We start from the raw sequence: 19,135 nt of genomic DNA on the forward strand, positions 1-19,135 counted from the left end.
TCACAATAATTCATCAATCTTAATTAGATCACATTTTTACTTTAATTGGTATTAGTGGCTTCGGGGAGGTGGTATATATCTCAGTTAAGTTTATTTCCTCTTCTCGGCCTGCCGGAAAGCAATGCAGTGCAGTGCAATGTAAAGTTTGCATTTTCCTGGCAACTTTTGTGGCTTTAGAATGATAACTAGACATCAAACGCATATAATCATGCAAAGACTGAACAAAATTGCTTTCAGGAAGAAAATTTGAATACACAAGTAAAAAAACACCGCGAATTAGTACTATCTATTCTCCAGGGAAAAGCCTTACACCAACACCAGGTTAATGCCGCCACCAAAGTCTTCGATGCACTAACTGGAAACGTAAGAGCTGTTGTTACTGCTGCTGAAATGCAAGCTGGTAAATCTGGAATCTCCCTCGCCCTTTGTTGCTTACAACGCCTCAACCTTTCTGATACTGATATTTGCGACCGTAAACAGCTAATAGACACCCTTTACCTTGTCACCATGCCTGATACTGCTCTCAAGGAGCAGGCTGAAGAAGATCTTATACTCGCAAAGAATGTTATCGTGAGCAATTTCGTTAATTTCGAAAAAGCTCTAGAAAATGACTTTAAGGGAAATCCACCAAAGTTGATTATCATTGACGAATGTCATTATGGTTCAAACGTTTCGGCAGTGCGATATAGCAAGATCTTTGACTATTTAGAGCAAGAAAATGACAATTGCAAAGTGGTTTTCATTTCAGCAACACCATTTGGTGCCCTTTATGGGGCTGAAACCGAGTACCAGGAGGCATTAGGACTTCAACAAGAAGCTGAAGTTGAAGATGATAAAGAACTTCTGTCTGATGCCCAAATTGCTGCTGAAAAAGCCCTAAGAGACTCTATTCTTCGTCGAGACTTCAATACCCGGCTTGTATTCCACAAAACAAGTGATGAGTATTATGGAGTCCGAGAGATGCTAAAAAATGGCAAGGTCAAAGGTCTTGAGGATGACAGTCGCAATTTCCTATATCCTTCCACACAACGCGATGACTTTGTTCAACAGTTTCAGAATCACCAAGGAATGGGCTGGTCACTTGTTCGCGTCCCTGCCGGTCTTGCTATGGAAGCAAAACAATTTTTAATTTCGCAAGGCATTGATGAAAGTGCGGTATATATTCTAGGCAACAACCTTGCAGGTGTGCCGGAAGATGAGCACTGCAGTATTGAGCGCTTCAAAAAAGAGTTTGATAAAGCTCAGATGTTTGAAGAGAAATTGATTGCGATTACAGTGGCAGGGGCTCGAGCTGGAATCAACTTTGGTGCGATGATGAAAAATAACCTCATCTCAACCTGGGATAGCACAGTCGCTAGTGTCGCAGCTGTCGTACAGGCCAATATTGGTCGAGCATGTGGCTATCATGGCAATAATTTCTCTACCCACTACACCAATTTAAACGCGGCTGAAGCATACAGCTGTATTTTGGATTACTTAGAAAGCACATGCTCCGATCACGCTGCTTCAGATTTCGAAGGGCTAAAAGAGTTTTTTGAAGACGTATGTCAGGAATATCACGTTAACGGTTTAGACGTTGGGTTAACCATCAAATACAAAAAACGCCGTCCTATTGGTGATGTCGAAACCTATAAAACTGATTTCTACGTTGCTGTTCCGGCGAAACTGCTTGAGGAAGATGCGGAGTTCACCCAATACACCAAAGATAAGTACTGCCTTCAAGCGATCGATATTATTCGCAAAGAATTCACTGCTAAAGGTGCACCGACAGTAAAAGGAAACCGTGCAATGCGCGGCAAGACCAAAAACTGGATAAAGGCTCATTGGGTCAACGGTGATAGCTATGACAATCCTGAAAAAGCCCGTGCTGACGGTACCCAAAAAGACAAAACGATGCTGTATACCCAAATGCTCAACAATGGTGAGTATCTGGAATACAACCGCATCGTAGCGCCTGGCTCTGGTGAGCTATCAGAGAACAAAATGATCACGGCCGCTATCTTTAGTGTCTACAACATCTCTCGTCGAAATGTCGCAAAAAAAGTGATGTCTCTTGAGGATGTCTGGGAGATGTGTGATTACTTCGGTGTAGAACGGGATGACACCTTACTCGTTATTTACAAACGTGGTGAGTATGACGTTGAACGCTCTATTGCGAAAAAGCAACACAACGAATTACCTGACAAATCTGGCCAACTCAGAGATGAGTCCCACTTTTCAGATAAGATAGAATCCACATATTAGAATCAATTGAAGGGGGGCTTTAAGCCCCTTCTGTACTGATCCATCGACTATGAATAATTCAAACAAACATCGTGAGCATATCGAGCAAGCACTGACTAAACATACCTTTGAGCACCAGAGAAGTGCTGCTGAAAAAGCCTTTTCAAAGTTTAGTGCAGGTTCAAAGGCTGTTGTTGTGGCCGCTGAAATGCAATCGGGAAAATCGGGTATTGCACTCGCGCTAGCTTGCAAACAACGACTCTCTTTGGCTGACGAACTGCTTACGAGCAGAAAGCACCTGAAAGATACCTTGTACCTTGTCACCATGGCAGATCTCGCTTTAAAAGAGCAAGCCAAACACGACTTAGCGCCATGTAAAAATGTGGTTGTTAGCAACTTCACTAATTTCGAGCTAGCACTTAAGGCTGATTTTAAATACCAAGCCCCACAGCTGATCATTATTGATGAATGCCACTACGGCACAAGCACAGACAGCGTTCGCTATGAGAAAGTCTTCAACTATTTAGAACGCGAGAATACCGACTGTAAGGTCGTGTTCATTTCAGCAACACCTTTCAGTGCGTTATACGCGGCAGGTGCAGACTCCATCCTTCGCCACAACTTCAACACTGCATTGGTCTTTCATAAGACCAGCGATGAGTATCATGGCATCCGCCAGATGCACAAACACAACCAAATCATCAAATTGGATGAAAACCATCGGGACTTTTGCGAACCTTCCTTGCTGCGAAATCGCTTTATCCGCCAAATCAAAGAGCATGATGGTGCTGGTTGGTCGTTGATCCGCGTACCGAGCAGTCAAGCTAAGCTAGCAAAGCAGGTATTGCTTGAAAATGGCATAGAGCCCGAGCAAATAGTGATTATTGGGCAGAAGCTAGTTGGGGTAGACGATCATGAACTCTGCTCACTGGAAGATTTCAAACGCGAATATGAAACCGCCCAACTATTTGACGACAAGTTGATCGCTATTACTGTTGCAGGCTTCAGAGCCGGCGTTAACTTTGGGCAAGAGATGAAATCTAGCCTCATTAACACCTGGGATAGCACAATTGCGAACATAGCAGCGGTTGTTCAAGCCAACATTGGTAGAGCATGTGGCTATCATCAAAACACGCAAGCCAAGCACTATACCAATCTCGAAGCAGTAAGAGCGTACAGCGAACTTCTGGACCACTTAGAATCAAGCGATGAAAGCCAGGAGTTTGAAGGTTTACACCAAGTATTTGAAGAAATCTGTTCGAAGTATGATGTGCGTGGCTTTGATCGTGGAACACTCGTAGTTCCGACCGTTGAACCTAAGGTGACACGAAAACTCGATGACTCTAAAACCTATCTAACAGCTGGATACATAGCTGTTCCCGGGAAACTGAATGATCTTGAGTTCGACTATAGCCCTTATACCGATGATGACGAGTTACTCAATGCCATCAATCTCATCCGTCGTGAGTTACTTGATGAAGATGGCCCATACCGCAAGAAAGGTCGAGCTCTTCGTGGTGAACAACAAAACTGGATAAAAGCACAATGGGTGAATGGTGTGACTTATGACGATGGCACACAAAGCTGTGCAAAGTCTCGAGCACTATCCTTTAAGACCGATCTCGATCAAAACAGTGAAGTTGAGTTCAACAAAATCGTTAATCCTGGCGGCGGTGAGAAAACCGAAGATAAGAGAGTGATGGCAAGCGTTTTCAGTATCTACAATCTCTCAGGCCAAATGGATGCGTTTAAACGCGCGATGGATATGGATGACGTCGCTGAGATTTGTGCGGAGTTTGATGTGGAGCCTGATGACACACTAATTGTTATCTTTAAGCGTGGAGGCTACTCTGCCGCATTAACGGCTGAAAAAGAAAGCACTACAGAAATAAATCATACCCGCATTAAACACAATAGTGTTTTCTAATCAGGTCGTTATCTTTAAATGAAACAAAAGGGCCCGATACTTGGGCCCTATATTCTAAAGTCAGTCAATACGCTTGATATGTAAGACAGGTGTCAAACATTCCTGAAGAGAAACACCACCGTGGTTGTAATTATCCCCTTTTACATACGCTGAAATCCCAGGAGCCATCGCAACTGAAACATTTGGGTTCCAGTGCCACGGTACAACCAAGCCCTCTCCTTGCACATTATCTTTCAATATTGCACAACGACGTTGGCGGTTTTTACCCAGAGCTTTATTCAATTCTGTTTTTGGTAACCCTTCGTTATTGGGTACCCAAAGCCAACCATGGTCAGTCACCACACGAATTCGTTCCCAACCAGAATCTAGCAAGCCTCGAATTCGAGCTACCACATCATCAAGCACCTTATCGATGAAATAGGGCATTTTTTGCTGCTGATCATGACCGAGATTATCAAGGTCTCCAGTCTGAACCCAGGCAAAACCAGAAGGTTCACCTGTCTCTAGCCCTTCTAAATATTGCCAACCTTTCTCACTTAGCAACTTCTGTAGATAGTGGCTATTAAAGGTGGCTTGAGTGCTTGCAACCGCAGGCTTAAAGTCATCATTTTCATCAAGCCCTGTCAATAAATCGGTCAGCGGCGTCACGGCAGCTTTCGCAGTCGCAGTCAGTGACGGCGATGCTGACCACGTAGACTGAAGGTCAACAGTAATACCAAAGCTCGCCAGTTTACTCTCAAGCACCTTCGCTGTATCAAAGCGCAGGCCATCGACAAAGAAAGTCACTTCTCCACCAACATCATACGATGCAGACTGATCTTCAATAACATTCCGGCCCGGATACCCTTGCTGAGCAACTAGCCTTTGGAAGTTTATCGTTACTTCTTCTAGCCAAGGGGTATATAACACAGAAAGGATATTCGCTATCAGCTCTTGCTGGTGAATATCTTGCGTATTCGCCATACAACGAATAACCGCTGCGTCTGCTTGCCAGAAACGTTCTTTGTAAAAATCAGCCATCGTTTCTACATTTGGACCGTTAAACCTTACTTCTGTGTGTTCAAGCACAGAGATGAGATCGTCAAGTATCACAAGCCAAGGAGAAAGCCCCTGTGATGTCCAAAGCCACGATTTTCGTTCTTGCTGTTGTGCCCAAATCGCATGTAACTTTGACTTAACAACATCTCGGCTCTGTCCAACTAAGTCTTTTAGTGCTTGTTCTATGGTTTGCTCATCACGAACATTTTCTGAAAGATAATGTTGCGCTTCAAACACCATATCAGACGGATAAACATCGCGCAGTTTTTCAATCAGGTTCGGCAGGTTCCCTGCTGTTTCTTCAAAACGGTCCCAGACACTTTGCCATTCTTTATTTGCTTCACATAACTTAGCAAGAGCAACTTCAACTTGAGTATTATCCGGGCTAAAGGCAAAACGTGATACACAAGACTGGGCAAAAATAGCCCACTTGCTGCCTTGCCACTGCTGTGCTTTTTCTTCAGGGTTGTTCAACCAACCGAGTATGTCACGGATCGGATCATCAAGAACGATTGAATAGAAGTCATCGGCTTCGAGCTTCTTCCCTTGCAGTTTGGTAACAGGTGTTTCCAACAGATCAGGCAGCACATTTAAGATGGCTTCTTGAGTCTTTTTGTCCTTGGCTAAGTCAAGGGCAAGTTTAACTTTAGGGTTGGTCAAAAACGAGCCAACAGTCCAGTCTCTTCCTGCTGAATTATATGCCCACCAGCTACCACGATACTGAAGCTCCGCCAGCGGCTTTAGAAATTCAGGGCATTGCTCAATCGCTCGCAAATCTTTTCTGCCGACACCTGGCAAATAAATAATTGGCGTTAACCCTTCTGGTAACGGACACTCTTCCAACTTACCTGCAATTGCACACTTCACCCAGATTGCAGGGCCTGTGCGATCCTCAGGTTTATAATCCCCTAACTCAACAAGCTCAGGCAGTTGCTCTTTAATGTACGGCATTGCTGATTGCCACTGACAATCAATATCCGTCCACAAAATAGCGGCCGGCGCAACTTGCACCGACTTATTGTAAGTAGCACAGCCTCGAAGCTGATCTTTCAAATACTCAATCACTAACATGTAAATTACGCCAACGCCTCAATCTTTGTTAACCAGGAATCAAATAATGGGCATTTTTCTCGCATAGTATCTAGGCCAACCTCTAAAGCAGCTAACGTGCCCAACAAAGGCTTTTCGTAACCAAACACAAGGCTTTCAATACGCTTACTTGGTGCCGTTTGTGGGCTATTATTGATGTGCTCAGGAGAATCAAATGCCTTTGCTATATCCACAAAGTTTTGCTCTAAATCTACACGATCCATACCTTGCGCCATTTTTATAGGGTCACTAAATAACAACCCCTCAAATTCATACATTTGCACGTAAGGGATGAAACGGCGCATTGCATCAACGCCAATTTTCTCTGTCAGCTTCTCATTGAGAGCGTCTTGCAAAGACTGCGCTTTCTCAGTAACGACTGCCGCAGGGGTAACTGCGTTTTTACCAGGAAATGTTGCTGGTAAACCATAAAAATCAAAAAAGGTTGTGCAGTAACAGTTTCTATCTGCCAACAGGCGTTTTTCAATATCAGGATACAGGCGGTCAAACTTAAAATTACCGCCTTTATGCCCAGGGCGACCAATCAATCCAGGCATCAAATAAATGCCTTTAAGCGCAAATGGTTCAACAAGTAACTCTTTGACAAAGGCTTCTTCTGTTTGTCCTTCACAAATCACATGAACAATGGTCATTTCGATGGTCTCCCACCGATGATGTTTTTCTCCCAAAGCTCACCCACCGAGTAATCGTCAAGCCAACTTTCAAATTTCTCGGCATCTAAGCGCTTAAAAGTTGATGCACCATTGTCACGCTCAACCACAATCAAATCCGCTAAATCAAACTCATTCAGCAAAGGAACTGACTGAGTTGAAACAATGACTTGCATTCGTTTTGATGCACTACGCAGTAACGCGCCAAGCAACGTAATAGCATATGGATGCAAACCAAGCTCTGGCTCATCAATAATAATGGTTGATGGCGGATTTGGTTGAAGCAATGCGGTCACTAAACAAATAAAACGAAGCGAACCATCTGATAATTGACTTGGCCACAGTGGATAATCACTGTCCGATTGCTTCCACAATAATCGGATCTGCTCTTCGCCTGAAGATAACTGAGTAGGCTTAAGGACAAAATCATCAAAGAACGGCACCGCTAAACGAACAGTTTTACAAATTTGGGCATAAACCTCAGGGTTATCGCGTTGTAACTTGAATAAATACGCTGTGAGATTTGCCGCATCTGAACGTAGGGACTCATTGTCATGAACAGCGCCAACACGCTTCACTGCCGCGGTGTCACTAGTGTCATGGAAATGGAACACTTTCCAACCAGATATAGCTGCATAACAAAAAGAAGCGACACTTGCCGAAGTCCCACCACTCATCTCTTTTTTTAGGTTGGATTCTTTATGACCAGATCCTAAATCTGGCTTTGTGACACCATAGTAAGGGCCATCAAAGTAAAGCTGCTCTTTAGTGAATGTAAAAGCGTCTTCAGCGGTAGGTGACAACTCAGCCAAATAACCATTGTCGCCAAAGCGAATCACTGTTTGCAGACTCTCAGTTTCTTTTACACCATAACTGACTATACGATCAGCCCCACCTTGCTTACTCGTCCATACCTGCAAGCGCCCTTCAACAAGTTCGTGCAACATGCGAAAGTAACTAACAAAGTTACTTTTACCGACGCCATTGGCGCCGATAAGTACATTAAGTTTATTTAGCTGCAGCTTATCCAGGTCACGGATAGACTTAAACCCCTTAATGGTAAGCCTGTCTATCTTACTCATTGGCTTCCTCTCTTGCTTTGCGCTTCTCCGCTAAGCTTACATGATGCTCGTTAATACGGTCACCCTCTTTGCCGCTGTATTGCAAGCCAAGGTGGAACCATGGGGCAGAAGCGACATCCGTACCTCGGTCTTTTTTCCAGTGTACGTTTGGTTTGGCACGTAACACGCCTGCACCTTTTTTACCCATGTCTTTAGCGAGCATAAATGGGCGAATATTGAGGCGTACGCCATCATTCAAGTCAGGGTTCCAACCTATTGGCTGCTGCGCAAGCGGCTTCCAGCGCACAAATATATCTAACCCCTTCTCGCCAGCTAAGATAGCTTCTAACTGTACTTTTAGGTTTTCAGCTGCGGTTAAGCGGATATCTGCGCCATCTTTACCATCGGCTAAATCACCCTTTTGAATAGTGATCCAGTCATCCAAGTAGGTATAAGTAAGGCGCTCTAAGCCTTTGTAATCGAGTTTGTGATAGTTAACGAGTGCCGAGAAACCATCTTTCAAACCATCCCAAATTTGCCAAATAAACGGGCGATGCTGGAACATTTTTGAATGCTGTTCAAAGAACTTATCGCGCAACCAGCTTTCAAGATCTTTGGCTTTGACTGATTTAAGTAGGCTGTCTTCAACCGAGCTTGTCCACTCATCACCGTATGCTTTATGCAGAATAGACTCTAAACGCTTAACGGCTGTTTTCTCTTTTCGCACAGCAGGAATACAAACAATGCCATCATCATCAATCAAACCAGAAAAATCGGCGTTCTTTTTCATCACTAAACGCATTTCTGATGCCAATTCCATTTCTGAATCTAACTCAGCAGGCCATTGGTAACCCAATAGGCGAGCAACGGCAACTTGCAGTACAGACTCATCTTGACGCAACTTCGTGATTGCAGTGGTTTTGGCTTCTTCATCCCAGCATACTGAGGCACATGGGTGACCATGAAAAACCCATTGAGTTGGATCATCACTAAATGGAAGAGGAACATCACATTTTTTTTTGATATTTCCTTCTGAAATCCAACGATTTTTATCAAATAAAACCTTTTCAAAACTACTATTAGTCGGTTTCATTGACTGATCAAACTCTCGAACATCCTGAGAGAATTCATCAGAAAAGGTGTAATTTATCAATGGAATAATAGAGTCTTCATCATCACTAACCACAGCAGTCATATTACTATCAAAGGCCCCCCCCATATAGATTGCATATGGTAGTTCTGACATTTGACTTACTGCTACACCACTTCTTCCCCACGCGGTCATCCCTTGCTTCCTAGCTAAATGTAATCCATCTTTTCCCCAATGAAGCAAGTAATGCAAACCACCATAGAAAGTACTACTTGGTACAGTACTTTGATACCATATCCAATGTGCATCTTTTCTAATAAACTCCCAAAAACATCGCTTGTATTGCTCGTCTCCACCTGTTTTTATTCCCTGGATCGAAGAACAATGCTTCCCCAATACCGACGTACCCTGTTTAAATGGAGATAAATAAATCACACTATCTACATTTTCTTGTTGGACCAAGTTGGATATTATTGATAAATCTCTTAATTTCAGATGATTAATCTTTTCTTCAAATTTAGATTTACGTCCACAATCAATAGTTACAATGTCATCTGTATTATCTTCATTCTTTAAGGTTAATAGGAGGACATTCACCACTTCGCCGGTAATCTCTTGAAATGCACCTGGCCCTAGCCTAACAACGATTCTCCAATCTAAACTAGAAAGCATTCGCTTTCTAAAATGCTTATATGTTGGTTGAATAAGTACATTTTGTGGGGTTACGACTGAAACCCCCCCATTTGGTGATACTATTTTTGATAGTTTATCCAAGAAAATTGTAGCCAAATCCGTTTTTGCATCGTCACAAACTATCTCTGCATAGTTTCTAACCTGCTCACATAGATCATTTGTGGAACGATAAGGTACATTTGTTATTAACCAGTCATACTCTCTAGAAAGAAGGTCAGCAGCCTTAGCCAAACCATGTGCAACTGCTGTAGCCTCTCTACTCGCCTCAATTTTACCGGCAAGCGCATTTTGCAATAACGCCCAAGGTGAAGTTTGTCCCTCTGGTAAAGCCTTCACAGGATCGATCAAACTACCAAGAGTCGGCGCATCTTTAAAGGTATGCTGCATCCAAGTAATAGCATCTGTTAATGCTTCATCACCTTTCGCTAAGTCTTTCCACTCTTTTTGTGCTTCAGCAATCGACATACCAGAGCAAGCCAATTGCAGCTCAGGCAATACTCGGTAACCACCAGCATTCGGATAACGCCAAGCCTCTAAAGCTAAGGCAAATGCAGCTAACTCTACACAGCGTTGATCAAGCTCTAAGCCGTGAATATTGTCACGTAGCACTGCATCCACAGCGTCTTTTACTGATAAGCTTTCAAGCTGCATTCGCATAGGTACCAGCATCAAGAATACCGCAACTAAGAAGTGGCCTGAGCCGCAGCAAGGATCGAGTGTTTTTAGCTCCGACAGGTCTTCAGGCCACTTTTCAAAACCGCCAGCAGCGAGTTTCCAATGATCTTTTGCGCCAGATTCACTTTCTTCTTGAGTAAAACGTAAATATTCAAGTGGCACACCAGGAATTGAGGCAAGTTCACGAAGCTCTTGTTCGTTGTTCGCACGCACTAAATCATCTTGAGTAAGGCGTTTGTTCGCCCACCATGCGCCTAACGCATTATCGAGCAAAAAGCTCACCATATACGGTTCAGTAAATAGCTGAGTTACTGGGCTTAACTCTTGCGCACCAATTTTTACTCCAGAGTCATTAACCTGTTTTTTCTTTTTGTTTTGCCAGAACTGATAACACCAACCTAGGCTGTCTTGCGCTTGATAGGTCGCAGGGTCAAGTTTGGCAATTAGCATTTCTAATTCATTAACACGGTTAATCGCCAGTTTAATGTTAAATACTGGCGAATCAGCACGGAAGATTTGCGGCAACATTTTTTGCGCTAAGCGGCCAGCAAGCTCCCAGCCATCTTTACAATCTGGTTCTTCTTCCGCGAGTTCAAAACACTCTTCCAGCGTTACTGGCGTATACTCGTCGTACATCAGCAGATTGTTTTGCTCAAGGTAGCGAGCAAACAACATTCGGTGCCAATGCTCGTACGCCATTTCATTAACCAGGCGCTCAATCTCTTGCTGCCCCTTACTTTCAGTATCGTGATGCAGCTTGTCACCCAGTTGACGGGCATGAGCACGTAATTGGTTACGCAGTGCACGATCCTCATCATTCAAATAAGAAGGAGCTTGGCTTTCTGTCACACCCAATCGTTGAAGCGCTTCATTTACTGCACTTTCTACAATGTCTCGTGCTTTAACGACGGTATCTTCTAGCTTTTTACGCAGGGCTTTATCGAGTGATTGTCTCATAGGATTTATTCTAAGTTCTTTAACACAAAACCTACCTGAAAGCTTAGCCTCCAGGTAGGTGTAATTGTTGGTGCTTGGTACCGTTTAATGAATACGATTAACTTGGTACCACTGGGCCTTTTTCTAACTGAGCACGCAACTCTTTCTCGGCATAAGCGAGCCAATTTTTCAGATCTTGCTCATCTTTAATAACCGACTTATTCAGTTTGTGATAAACCGTTTTTGGTTGAAGTTCAGTAATTGCATCACGCAATACTTGGCTAAAAATACCTGGTAGTGCTGCGGTTTTATCGTTCCATTGGCCAAAACTGATTTCATCTAATGCATTGAAAACTGAATCTGCATCACTGGTGTTCACGCTTGGGATCGCACTCAGATTGCGCTTACGCAAAAACGCTTCACGTTTTAACTCATCCAACTTCTGCCAGTTTTCGTCATCCAGCAAGTCCGACATACACTGGCGGTACTCTTCTTCATATTTCTCGCGATGTGCAGTGATTGCGGTGCGAAGCTCGTTAACCGCACTTTCCAGCAAAGGCTTCACCGGGCATAGCGCATCAAGCAAACTGCGGTTGGCCAGAATAGCGTCTTTCTCTTTCGCTAATTCAGCGTAGATCGAGAGATCGCGACAGTACTCCATCGCTTCCGCTAGCTTGTGCCACTGTCTCATGCGTAACTCAGCTTTGTTCGCTTGATCTTTCCAGGCTTCAAAATCACTCAGCAGCTGATCTTTATTATCAAACGCTTTCTGCAATTGATCGTTACCTGAATATATTTCAAGCTCTGAAAGCAACGCAGTATTTGGCGCCATTGGTAAAGGTGCAAGCCCACCCGCCTTATTAGCAACCTGCTTCGCATTCAAGATCGCCTGAGGTAACTTTGTCGCTTCTTCACCCGTGTTACAAGATTGTTCAAGTAATGATGACACAACGCCACGAACTTTAATCATTTGAACTTTTGATAAAGTAACATTTTCAGGACGGAATTTGGTTTGAGTCACAGAGCTACGATCAAGGCTTTTCGCATCAATTGCACGCTCTTGTGCATCAGAGGCTTTCAACACACCCGCAGCAAGCATCGCATAAAGCGCACCATCAATGACATCATTCCCCCAACCATAAGGCGCTTGTTTGAAATGCTCACGGATCTCTTTACCCATTTTCATTGTTCCAATAAAGCGATGCACTTCAGCACAGAGAGGGTGTTTGTCTGTTTCACCACTGTAGCCCAGTTTATCTAACGCATTGGGATCCGCTAAGCGACTTGCCTGGTCATACACTTTCGCCCAGCCACGATCATCCGCCATCTTAAATTTGTGGAACAAGCGCTGACAGGCAAGTTCACCTGCGTTTTGAATTTGATCCGCCAGTGAATTCCCTTCCACCTCTTGGCCACCAGCCAAACGCACCTGGATAGATTCAAAAATTTCTTTCAACAAACGGGCTTTAGTGTTTCCAGCACTACGCAAGCGTGTTTCCATTGATTGAAGCGCATCTTTACCAGCATCTGTTGTCGCTCTTCCACGCACATCAAGTGTGGTTTCTGCCGCTTTTAGTTCAACAATCGCACGTTGGAGCTCACTGCGATTAATGTTTGGCACATAGACGAAAATTGTCGCGCTATCAGCATCTGCACCACGAGAAGCATTATTAAATTCTCGCTCATTTTGCTCGGGAGCCCAGACAGAAATTCGTTGATGAGACTCAGAGGGTAGCTCTGCGTCAAAATAAACCGTCACTGGTCGCGGCTCGGCAACATCACCTTGCGTAATACGCGCTTGAGCTACCTGTTTACGAATATAGCTTTGGATCTCTTTACTACGGAATGCTTCTAGGGTTTGTGGGTTACCCAGTAGGTCATTCTCTTGACGCTTAAACTCATCATACCAAGCTTGGCTTTCAACCGTTTGTAGGCTATAGACACGTCCTTGCTCAATATCACGAGCCATAATCTCGTGCTCATCTTCCAATACCTTAAGCATTTTAGGTACTAGCGGTCGAAGTTCATGCTTTCCTGTTGTCAGGTTTTCTAACAGCAGATCAGCTAAGATCTCTTCTGTTGCAAAGATCCCTAATTGCTTTTCTTCCGGCAACTTGCCGATCAGTAGAATAAGAGAAAGCAGGCGAGCTTGTAATTTCTGCTCATCATTACCCGCCATTTTGCGACCAATCGTTTCGTGGATAACTTTCGAGATAACACCGCTTTGCAATAGGCTGGTGGCAATTTGCTGGTAGATAAAATCAGCAGGTACGACATAGCCAAGTGGCTGTTCTGCCGTTTGTCTTAATGCTTCATGGACAATACGTAATTGGTTACGAAGCTGCGACCCAGTACCAGTGCGATCTAGTGCTGGTAACACTTCCTCCCAGAATCGACGACGAACGGGTAGCAGAGGATAGTCCGCAATCATAAAGGCTTCATCATCGCGTTTATGCTCAACTTTACTACCACGAAGATGACGAGAAATTTCACCCAAATTATCATCAATCAGCTTTTTGATATCTGTCTTCGCGGATTCTTTTTTGAGTAGAATTACCTTACGAATAACCGCATCAACATCTGTATCAGCTAATTGCACTTGGATTAGGAAACGACCAAGTAACTTCATGAGCAAAGGAACGCTATTCAAAGCGCTTTGACCTGTCGCTACGAATAGCAGCTTAGATTTCAACTCACCCGCTTTACAGCATTTCTCGACAATTTCTTGGACTTCATAAACACGTCTGTCGTAATCCTGAGCCAAAAACTGTTGCAGTTCATCCAGCACAATCAAGGTTAGAGGCATTACACCATCACTAGATAGCGCATCAACAATCGCTGATACCATCTCATCAAGAGAAACTTCATCCTTCTCTGGAAATTGAGCCAAGAGAAGATCAGAAATATCATCGAGTGTTTTGTTTCCAGGTAGGTGCTGAGTTAATGCTTCTGCGATCAATTCTGAAATATAAAAATCTTTCAGCTCTTCTCGCCAAGCATTTTCTCCACCATCACTTTGCTCGACAAACCCTCTAACTTGTTCGTAAATACCTTTGCTCTTTAACCACATCACAAATTGAGCAAGATGATATTGCTCTGGTAAACCAGCAGACTTAAAAATTAGGCTCAACAAGGTTAAACGGACATTACTGGTACCTGATCCTAGTGTTCCAGATGCAGCGTGGAGTCCGCCGTGAGATGCGGCAATTTGATCTAGATCTTTTAGTGCCAGCATAATCGGCTCAGGCAAATCAGTATAAGCTCTCGCCACCTTGCCTGGTTCAATTTCATTGTTTGTCCAAAGCGTTCTCAGCATTTTTGCTAAGTGAGATTTACCAGAACCGTAAAAGCCACTGATCCAAACTGCTGGCAGTTCTTCTGAGCCGTTAACGTTTCGTAGGAATGCATCTAAGATCGATTGCATCCCTTCTTGATAGGCACCAGTACATACGAACGTCTCTAGCTCATAAGCGAGCGTTTTGTATGATTCTTTTGAGGTGTCATCATTTACCGTTGCAACACCATTGTTCGCCAACGTTTTTTTGAGAGGATCGTTATGGAATATTTCGCGTAACATTAGTCATTCTCTTAATTTGTAATCGTTGTGGCCTGATAACCCCAGCCATCCGTTGCATCTAGTAGTCTAAAAACGTTATCGATTTTCTCACCAGGGAAGAACAATACAACCCGCCCCTTCAAGCGTTGAGAAACCGCCTTGAGTAAATCGGATATAGATATAAAGCCAAATAACGCACCACATCCAAATAAACACAGAACATCGTTTTCTGAGTGAGTCTCTTCGATATTGGTCACAATGATATCGACCAAATCTTCAAAGAAATATTGGTGTTTCGTCTTAAGCAAGTTTGGGCGCTGAAAATATGGCTTTACCCTTTTTTGACTCATCATCCATTCAGGGAAAGCATCCGTCAGATCATATTGCTGCCAGCCATGCTGACTATTTTTAGTCGCTAGCTCAAATTCACCAAGTCGCGCTCTTAATTTGAGTTCATCAGATTTGTCATAAACAACAATGACCGCTCTCTCTTCAGGAGATAACGCTGGGTTCCACTGAATATCAATGTGGCTCTCATAGCTTTCTAGTAATTTTGATAATCGATCAGCCATGCTTATACCCCTGGTAAATCAAGTTCAGGGAATGATATTTCAATGACATCCCCAGCATGTTTATATTTAATCAACCCTCTCAACGAAGCCATGTATGCTAAGTCGTAGAGTGTTTCCATATCTTGGCAAAGCATCTGGCACCAGAAACTATCAAATAGTCGTTGACCGCTAAGCTCATTGCAATGACCAAGAAAGAGGGCATAAGCCACATTAACAAAGCTCACTGCAGGGGTTTCTCGATATTTTTTCGCTTTACCAGATAAATATCCCGCTTGAGTCCAAGTACCATTGATGTTTTGTGAGAAAGACTTCAGTGATGCAGGACTGAAACGATCAGGATCGTCTTTCGCTAGAAAAGCCTCCATAGTTTCTCTAGCCAAATGTTCGCCAGGCTCTAAATGACGAATCACCTCTGCAGAGGATCGAAGCAGGGGATCTCTTGCTACTGCCAGTTGTAGAGCGAGAATTGCTTGTGAATCCTCTCGGTAATCCCACCAGCGCCTAAAAATATCGAATAAAATTACGTTCCTATCTAGTGCATATAAATCAACTAGATGACGATACGTTAATTGGCGTGATTTTTCTGTGGGCTTATGCAGGATATTGAAGTTAACGATGTCATCTTCAAAATCAGCCTTCGATGCACTTTCATCTCGAGAAAACAGGAGATGCTGTAGCTCTTCGATCATCATGCTGCGTGCTGAATGAGCGCCATTCTTACCAAACTTGAAACCAAGTTGTGTGAGATACTCTTGATTCATCAGGAAACCTCTTTATATCCTGGCGCTAATCGGCTGTTTTCTATGCCGAAGATAGCTTGGGTGTACTTGAGTGCTAAGTGGTATTGTTCCGGGTTTAACTCTGCATTCTCAGAGCAATCGACCATCCAATAATTCAATACATAGCCTGCCAATGCTGCCCTCACTTCCACTTGAACCTCTCCCCCTACCATTCCGTAATCAAGCTCAATTGCTTGGACGAAATTCGCCTTGGGATGCGGAATGAGGGTTAGATCGACAATTCGGTTCCACTGTTTGTCCGCGCTCTTGGTTTCAAACTCTGCCACTGCATCATTTGAAATGCTCAGTGACAAAAAGCGCGTAATGACAAAATCGCGGAATGCATTCGAATTGCGGTCAAAAGCTCTTACATGCCAACGCTTACCACTGTTAGCCAAGCTGTGGGGGACGATTGTACGCGTTTTTGTACCCGAGGTGAGAGAGACATATTTCACTTGTAAGCATTTCTGTGCAGTGATTGCTCTCATAATCACCGAAAGGCTCGAGGTGGATGGCTCAATGAGCAGCTTTTGTTCTTCGCAAGCACTGCTCAGTTTGTGACTCGCTATTAAACCATCCCCAAAGCCTTGGCTTAACCCCGCCAATACGGTCTGGGCTTCGTGCTCAAAAACAGGAACAAACGTCTCTTTGCGGGCGTAAAGTTTGGTTTGATGAACAAGCTCCATGTTATCTGGGGCCAGTTCTTTGTATGTAGAGAAGTCACGCGTTGCTGCAGCCAAACCTGTTTGGAACTTGGCAATCAGATCCGCCCTACTGATCTCACCAAAGTAGGTTAGGCAGAAATCAATAAACGCTAATCGCTCCCGCTGTGCATGGGGAAGCTTCTCTGGTAGTCGCATATTTCACTCTGATCACTTTAATTTGATATAGACTAACACAAAGAAGCAACCATGCAATCATTTTGATTACATGTTGACGCACTGGATGGCTATGTGAGTGTGCTCCAAACTTGGACAAATACCCTTCAAAAACGGAAAACTTTTATTAGCGTTGTTCATCAGAAAGATAATTTAGAAAATCAAAAACGCGGCCCTGTGCAATATTATAACTACTTTCTATCAGCCAACCGCTCCTCCATCCACTCAAACACCTCACTCTCAACCCAAGCGACCGCTCGTCCACCTAGAGGAACGCTCTTCGGAAAGCTTCCTTCAGCCATGAAGTTGTAGATGCTTGAGCGTCCTAATCCGGTTACGCTCATTACTTCTTTTAGTCGTATGAATCTCATTGAGAAATCTCCTGAATAGTTTCTATCAGAAGATTGCTCCTCTCATAATTTTTAAGGGGTTAGCGCTTCGATTGAAAATCATTTCAGACATATGTCATGGCCGGAACCTCAATCAAGAAGATGACCATGACCAAGCCACTACCGACCGCTTACCGCCGCAAAAGAAGACCAAACGAACTAAGAGTTCTTGAGCAAGCCGCAGAGATACTAGAACGCAAATTCAGTCGTGAGGATACCTTTACGAAAGCGCAGGACACCAAAGACTACCTCTCGTGCAAATTAGGCTGTTATAACCGAGAGGTGTTTGCTGTGATGCTGTTAGACAACCAACATCAGCTCATTGAGTTCACAGTGTTGTTCACAGGAACAATTGATGCAGCAAGCATCTATCCACGTGAGGTAGTAAAGTGCGTGTTTGAGCACAATGCGGCAGCCGTGATATTTGCGCATAACCACCCATCCGGTGATTCAACCCCATCACACGCAGATCGTCGAATTACACAACGCCTATCTGAAGCCCTTGCTTTGATCGATGTCCGAGTACTGGACCATATCGTTGTCGGTAAAGAGTGTGTGTCGTTTGCTGAAAGGGGGTACTTATGAGCTCAGTACAACCCACGATTAGCCAGAAAGGTCTCAAGGTAATTCTGTCTGAGATCATTCACACTGTATTAGGTAGCTTTGACATTCCTAACAGCGCTAGGCGAATAGCTGTGAACTTTCGACAAACACATGTTGGAAGACAGCTTCAACCCATTGAAGTCCAACTAGACAGGGAGGCTAATACCGATTCTTGGCAGCTACGCTTTATCGCCACGTTTGATGTGATTTGTGATCAAACCAAACGAAAAGATTTATCTCTTTACTTCAACTTTGCAAGATGTTGGTTCTACCATCCTGACATTCATCAACGCCCCCTAAACTGCCAACAAGTTCAGAGCTTACTGAGAAGCTGGGTTATCGCATTTCACTCACATTTAATAGAAGAAAGATTCAACAACATAAGCATTAAAGTTGTTGACCACTTTGACTAACCTGGAGGCAAAATGAGCCTTAGAAAAACAATTGGGTTAACACTCGCCGGAAGTCTTGCCCAGAGCTTATTTGATAACCTGTTCTACAAAACATCAACACCTAAACGCGGAAGTATTGTGTACTGCAAATTGGCCTTCGGGCAAATAGAGCACTCAGGTATCTATGTCGGTAATGACCAAATCATTCATCGAAACGGTAAAGGTGTAATTGAGCAAGTATCTTCTCGGCAATTCGTAAACTCATTATCAGCCATCACGATATACGTCAGCTGTGGTACTAACGGGCATGCCGTTAGTTGTGAGACAGCAGCCCGATTAGCTGAGAGCTCATTAGGCAACACATTGGATTACAGTTTACTAAACAAAAACTGCCACCAGTTTTGTTGCTATTGTCTTAACGGGGATTGGTCCAATGAGCTAGCTCTATTCTCGCAACTCAAGAAAGAAGCTCACATCTTTTTGAAAGCAACACAATGGCGGGCCTGGGATCAGGGCAAGATCATGAAAAACCCATATGGAATAAGGGGTAGCGTGAAGTGATG

The 19,135-nt window shown here is 43.7% G+C and carries 14 protein-coding genes; 5 read left to right on the forward strand and 9 right to left on the reverse strand.

Annotation, left to right across the window (positions count from 1 at the left end; all coding sequences use genetic code 11):
- Window positions 1-246: 246 nt before the first annotated feature.
- Together ACED41_RS20470 and ACED41_RS20475 are read left to right on the forward strand one after the other, a co-directional pair.
- Window positions 247-2,244 carry a DEAD/DEAH box helicase family protein gene (locus ACED41_RS20470; protein WP_371725565.1) on the forward strand — a complete coding sequence of 666 codons (1,998 nt, stop codon included), beginning with the start codon at window positions 247-249 and terminating at the stop codon, window positions 2,242-2,244.
- Between the two features lie 49 nt (window positions 2,245-2,293).
- On the forward strand, window positions 2,294-4,150 hold the full coding sequence (locus ACED41_RS20475; RefSeq protein ID WP_371725566.1) for a DEAD/DEAH box helicase family protein: 1,857 nt from the start codon (window positions 2,294-2,296) through the stop codon (window positions 4,148-4,150).
- A gap of 60 nt (window positions 4,151-4,210) precedes the next feature.
- Here the strand turns inward: ACED41_RS20475 and pglZ are convergent, their stop codons facing one another.
- From pglZ to ACED41_RS20520, 9 genes are all read right to left on the reverse strand, one after another.
- Complete coding sequence (gene pglZ / locus ACED41_RS20480) at window positions 4,211-6,259, reverse strand: BREX-1 system phosphatase PglZ type B (RefSeq protein ID WP_371725567.1); 2,049 nt, start codon at window positions 6,257-6,259, stop codon at window positions 4,211-4,213.
- A 5-nt stretch (window positions 6,260-6,264) separates the two neighbouring features.
- The gene (locus ACED41_RS20485) at window positions 6,265-6,930 is read right to left on the reverse strand and encodes a DUF4276 family protein (protein WP_371725568.1); all 666 of its coding nucleotides are present in this window, start codon (window positions 6,928-6,930) and stop codon (window positions 6,265-6,267) included.
- Complete coding sequence (locus tag ACED41_RS20490; RefSeq protein WP_371725569.1) at window positions 6,927-8,030, reverse strand: AAA family ATPase; 1,104 nt, start codon at window positions 8,028-8,030, stop codon at window positions 6,927-6,929. The genes ACED41_RS20485 and ACED41_RS20490 overlap by 4 nt, the downstream gene beginning before the upstream one ends.
- Window positions 8,023-11,424 (reverse strand): N-6 DNA methylase, encoded by a 3,402-nt coding sequence (locus tag ACED41_RS20495; RefSeq protein ID WP_371725570.1) that lies wholly within the window; start codon window positions 11,422-11,424, stop codon window positions 8,023-8,025. The genes ACED41_RS20490 and ACED41_RS20495 overlap by 8 nt, the downstream gene beginning before the upstream one ends.
- A gap of 97 nt (window positions 11,425-11,521) precedes the next feature.
- Window positions 11,522-14,980, reverse strand: a complete 3,459-nt coding sequence (brxC, locus tag ACED41_RS20500; protein ID WP_371725571.1) for a BREX system P-loop protein BrxC — start codon at window positions 14,978-14,980, stop codon at window positions 11,522-11,524.
- 11 nt (window positions 14,981-14,991) lie between these two features.
- Window positions 14,992-15,531 carry a BREX protein BrxB domain-containing protein gene (locus tag ACED41_RS20505; protein WP_371725572.1) on the reverse strand — a complete coding sequence of 180 codons (540 nt, stop codon included), beginning with the start codon at window positions 15,529-15,531 and terminating at the stop codon, window positions 14,992-14,994.
- A gap of 2 nt (window positions 15,532-15,533) precedes the next feature.
- On the reverse strand, window positions 15,534-16,292 hold the full coding sequence (locus ACED41_RS20510) for a hypothetical protein (protein WP_371725573.1): 759 nt from the start codon (window positions 16,290-16,292) through the stop codon (window positions 15,534-15,536).
- On the reverse strand, window positions 16,292-17,170 hold the full coding sequence (locus tag ACED41_RS20515; RefSeq protein ID WP_371725574.1) for a WYL domain-containing protein: 879 nt from the start codon (window positions 17,168-17,170) through the stop codon (window positions 16,292-16,294). Before ACED41_RS20515 ends, ACED41_RS20510 begins: the two co-directional genes overlap by 1 nt.
- A gap of 209 nt (window positions 17,171-17,379) precedes the next feature.
- Window positions 17,380-17,559, reverse strand: a complete 180-nt coding sequence (locus ACED41_RS20520) for an AlpA family transcriptional regulator (protein ID WP_371725575.1) — start codon at window positions 17,557-17,559, stop codon at window positions 17,380-17,382.
- Between the two features lie 126 nt (window positions 17,560-17,685).
- On the opposite strand from ACED41_RS20520, the gene radC reads away from it, so the two are divergent.
- Genes radC through ACED41_RS20535 form a run of 3 tightly spaced genes read left to right on the forward strand, consistent with a single transcriptional unit; the run spans window position 17,686 to window position 19,133 of the window.
- Window positions 17,686-18,162 carry a DNA repair protein RadC gene (radC, locus tag ACED41_RS20525; RefSeq protein WP_371725578.1) on the forward strand — a complete coding sequence of 159 codons (477 nt, stop codon included), beginning with the start codon at window positions 17,686-17,688 and terminating at the stop codon, window positions 18,160-18,162.
- On the forward strand, window positions 18,159-18,593 hold the full coding sequence (locus ACED41_RS20530) for a DUF2787 family protein (protein ID WP_371725576.1): 435 nt from the start codon (window positions 18,159-18,161) through the stop codon (window positions 18,591-18,593). Before radC ends, ACED41_RS20530 begins: the two co-directional genes overlap by 4 nt.
- A gap of 12 nt (window positions 18,594-18,605) precedes the next feature.
- Complete coding sequence (locus tag ACED41_RS20535) at window positions 18,606-19,133, forward strand: lecithin retinol acyltransferase family protein (RefSeq protein ID WP_371725577.1); 528 nt, start codon at window positions 18,606-18,608, stop codon at window positions 19,131-19,133.
- The last annotated feature ends 2 nt before the right edge of the window (window positions 19,134-19,135 follow it).

Origin of the sequence: Vibrio sp. 1F255 (assembly GCF_041439145.1) — a bacterium.
In the GTDB taxonomy this organism is placed as follows: Bacteria; Pseudomonadota; Gammaproteobacteria; order Enterobacterales; family Vibrionaceae; genus Vibrio; species Vibrio crassostreae_C.

Coding starts and splice junctions, on each gene's coding strand:
- ACED41_RS20475 (WP_371725566.1), top strand. CDS start 2,294: ATGAATAATTCAAACAAACATCGTGAGCATATCGAGCAAGCACTGACT.
- pglZ (WP_371725567.1), bottom strand. CDS start 6,259: ATGTTAGTGATTGAGTATTTGAAAGATCAGCTTCGAGGCTGTGCTACT.
- ACED41_RS20485 (WP_371725568.1), bottom strand. CDS start 6,930: ATGACCATTGTTCATGTGATTTGTGAAGGACAAACAGAAGAAGCCTTT.
- ACED41_RS20490 (WP_371725569.1), bottom strand. CDS start 8,030: ATGAGTAAGATAGACAGGCTTACCATTAAGGGGTTTAAGTCTATCCGT.
- ACED41_RS20495 (WP_371725570.1), bottom strand. CDS start 11,424: ATGAGACAATCACTCGATAAAGCCCTGCGTAAAAAGCTAGAAGATACC.
- brxC (WP_371725571.1), bottom strand. CDS start 14,980: ATGTTACGCGAAATATTCCATAACGATCCTCTCAAAAAAACGTTGGCG.
- ACED41_RS20505 (WP_371725572.1), bottom strand. CDS start 15,531: ATGGCTGATCGATTATCAAAATTACTAGAAAGCTATGAGAGCCACATT.
- ACED41_RS20510 (WP_371725573.1), bottom strand. CDS start 16,292: ATGAATCAAGAGTATCTCACACAACTTGGTTTCAAGTTTGGTAAGAAT.
- ACED41_RS20515 (WP_371725574.1), bottom strand. CDS start 17,170: ATGCGACTACCAGAGAAGCTTCCCCATGCACAGCGGGAGCGATTAGCG.
- ACED41_RS20520 (WP_371725575.1), bottom strand. CDS start 17,559: ATGAGATTCATACGACTAAAAGAAGTAATGAGCGTAACCGGATTAGGA.
- radC (WP_371725578.1), top strand. CDS start 17,686: ATGACCAAGCCACTACCGACCGCTTACCGCCGCAAAAGAAGACCAAAC.
- ACED41_RS20530 (WP_371725576.1), top strand. CDS start 18,159: ATGAGCTCAGTACAACCCACGATTAGCCAGAAAGGTCTCAAGGTAATT.
- ACED41_RS20535 (WP_371725577.1), top strand. CDS start 18,606: ATGAGCCTTAGAAAAACAATTGGGTTAACACTCGCCGGAAGTCTTGCC.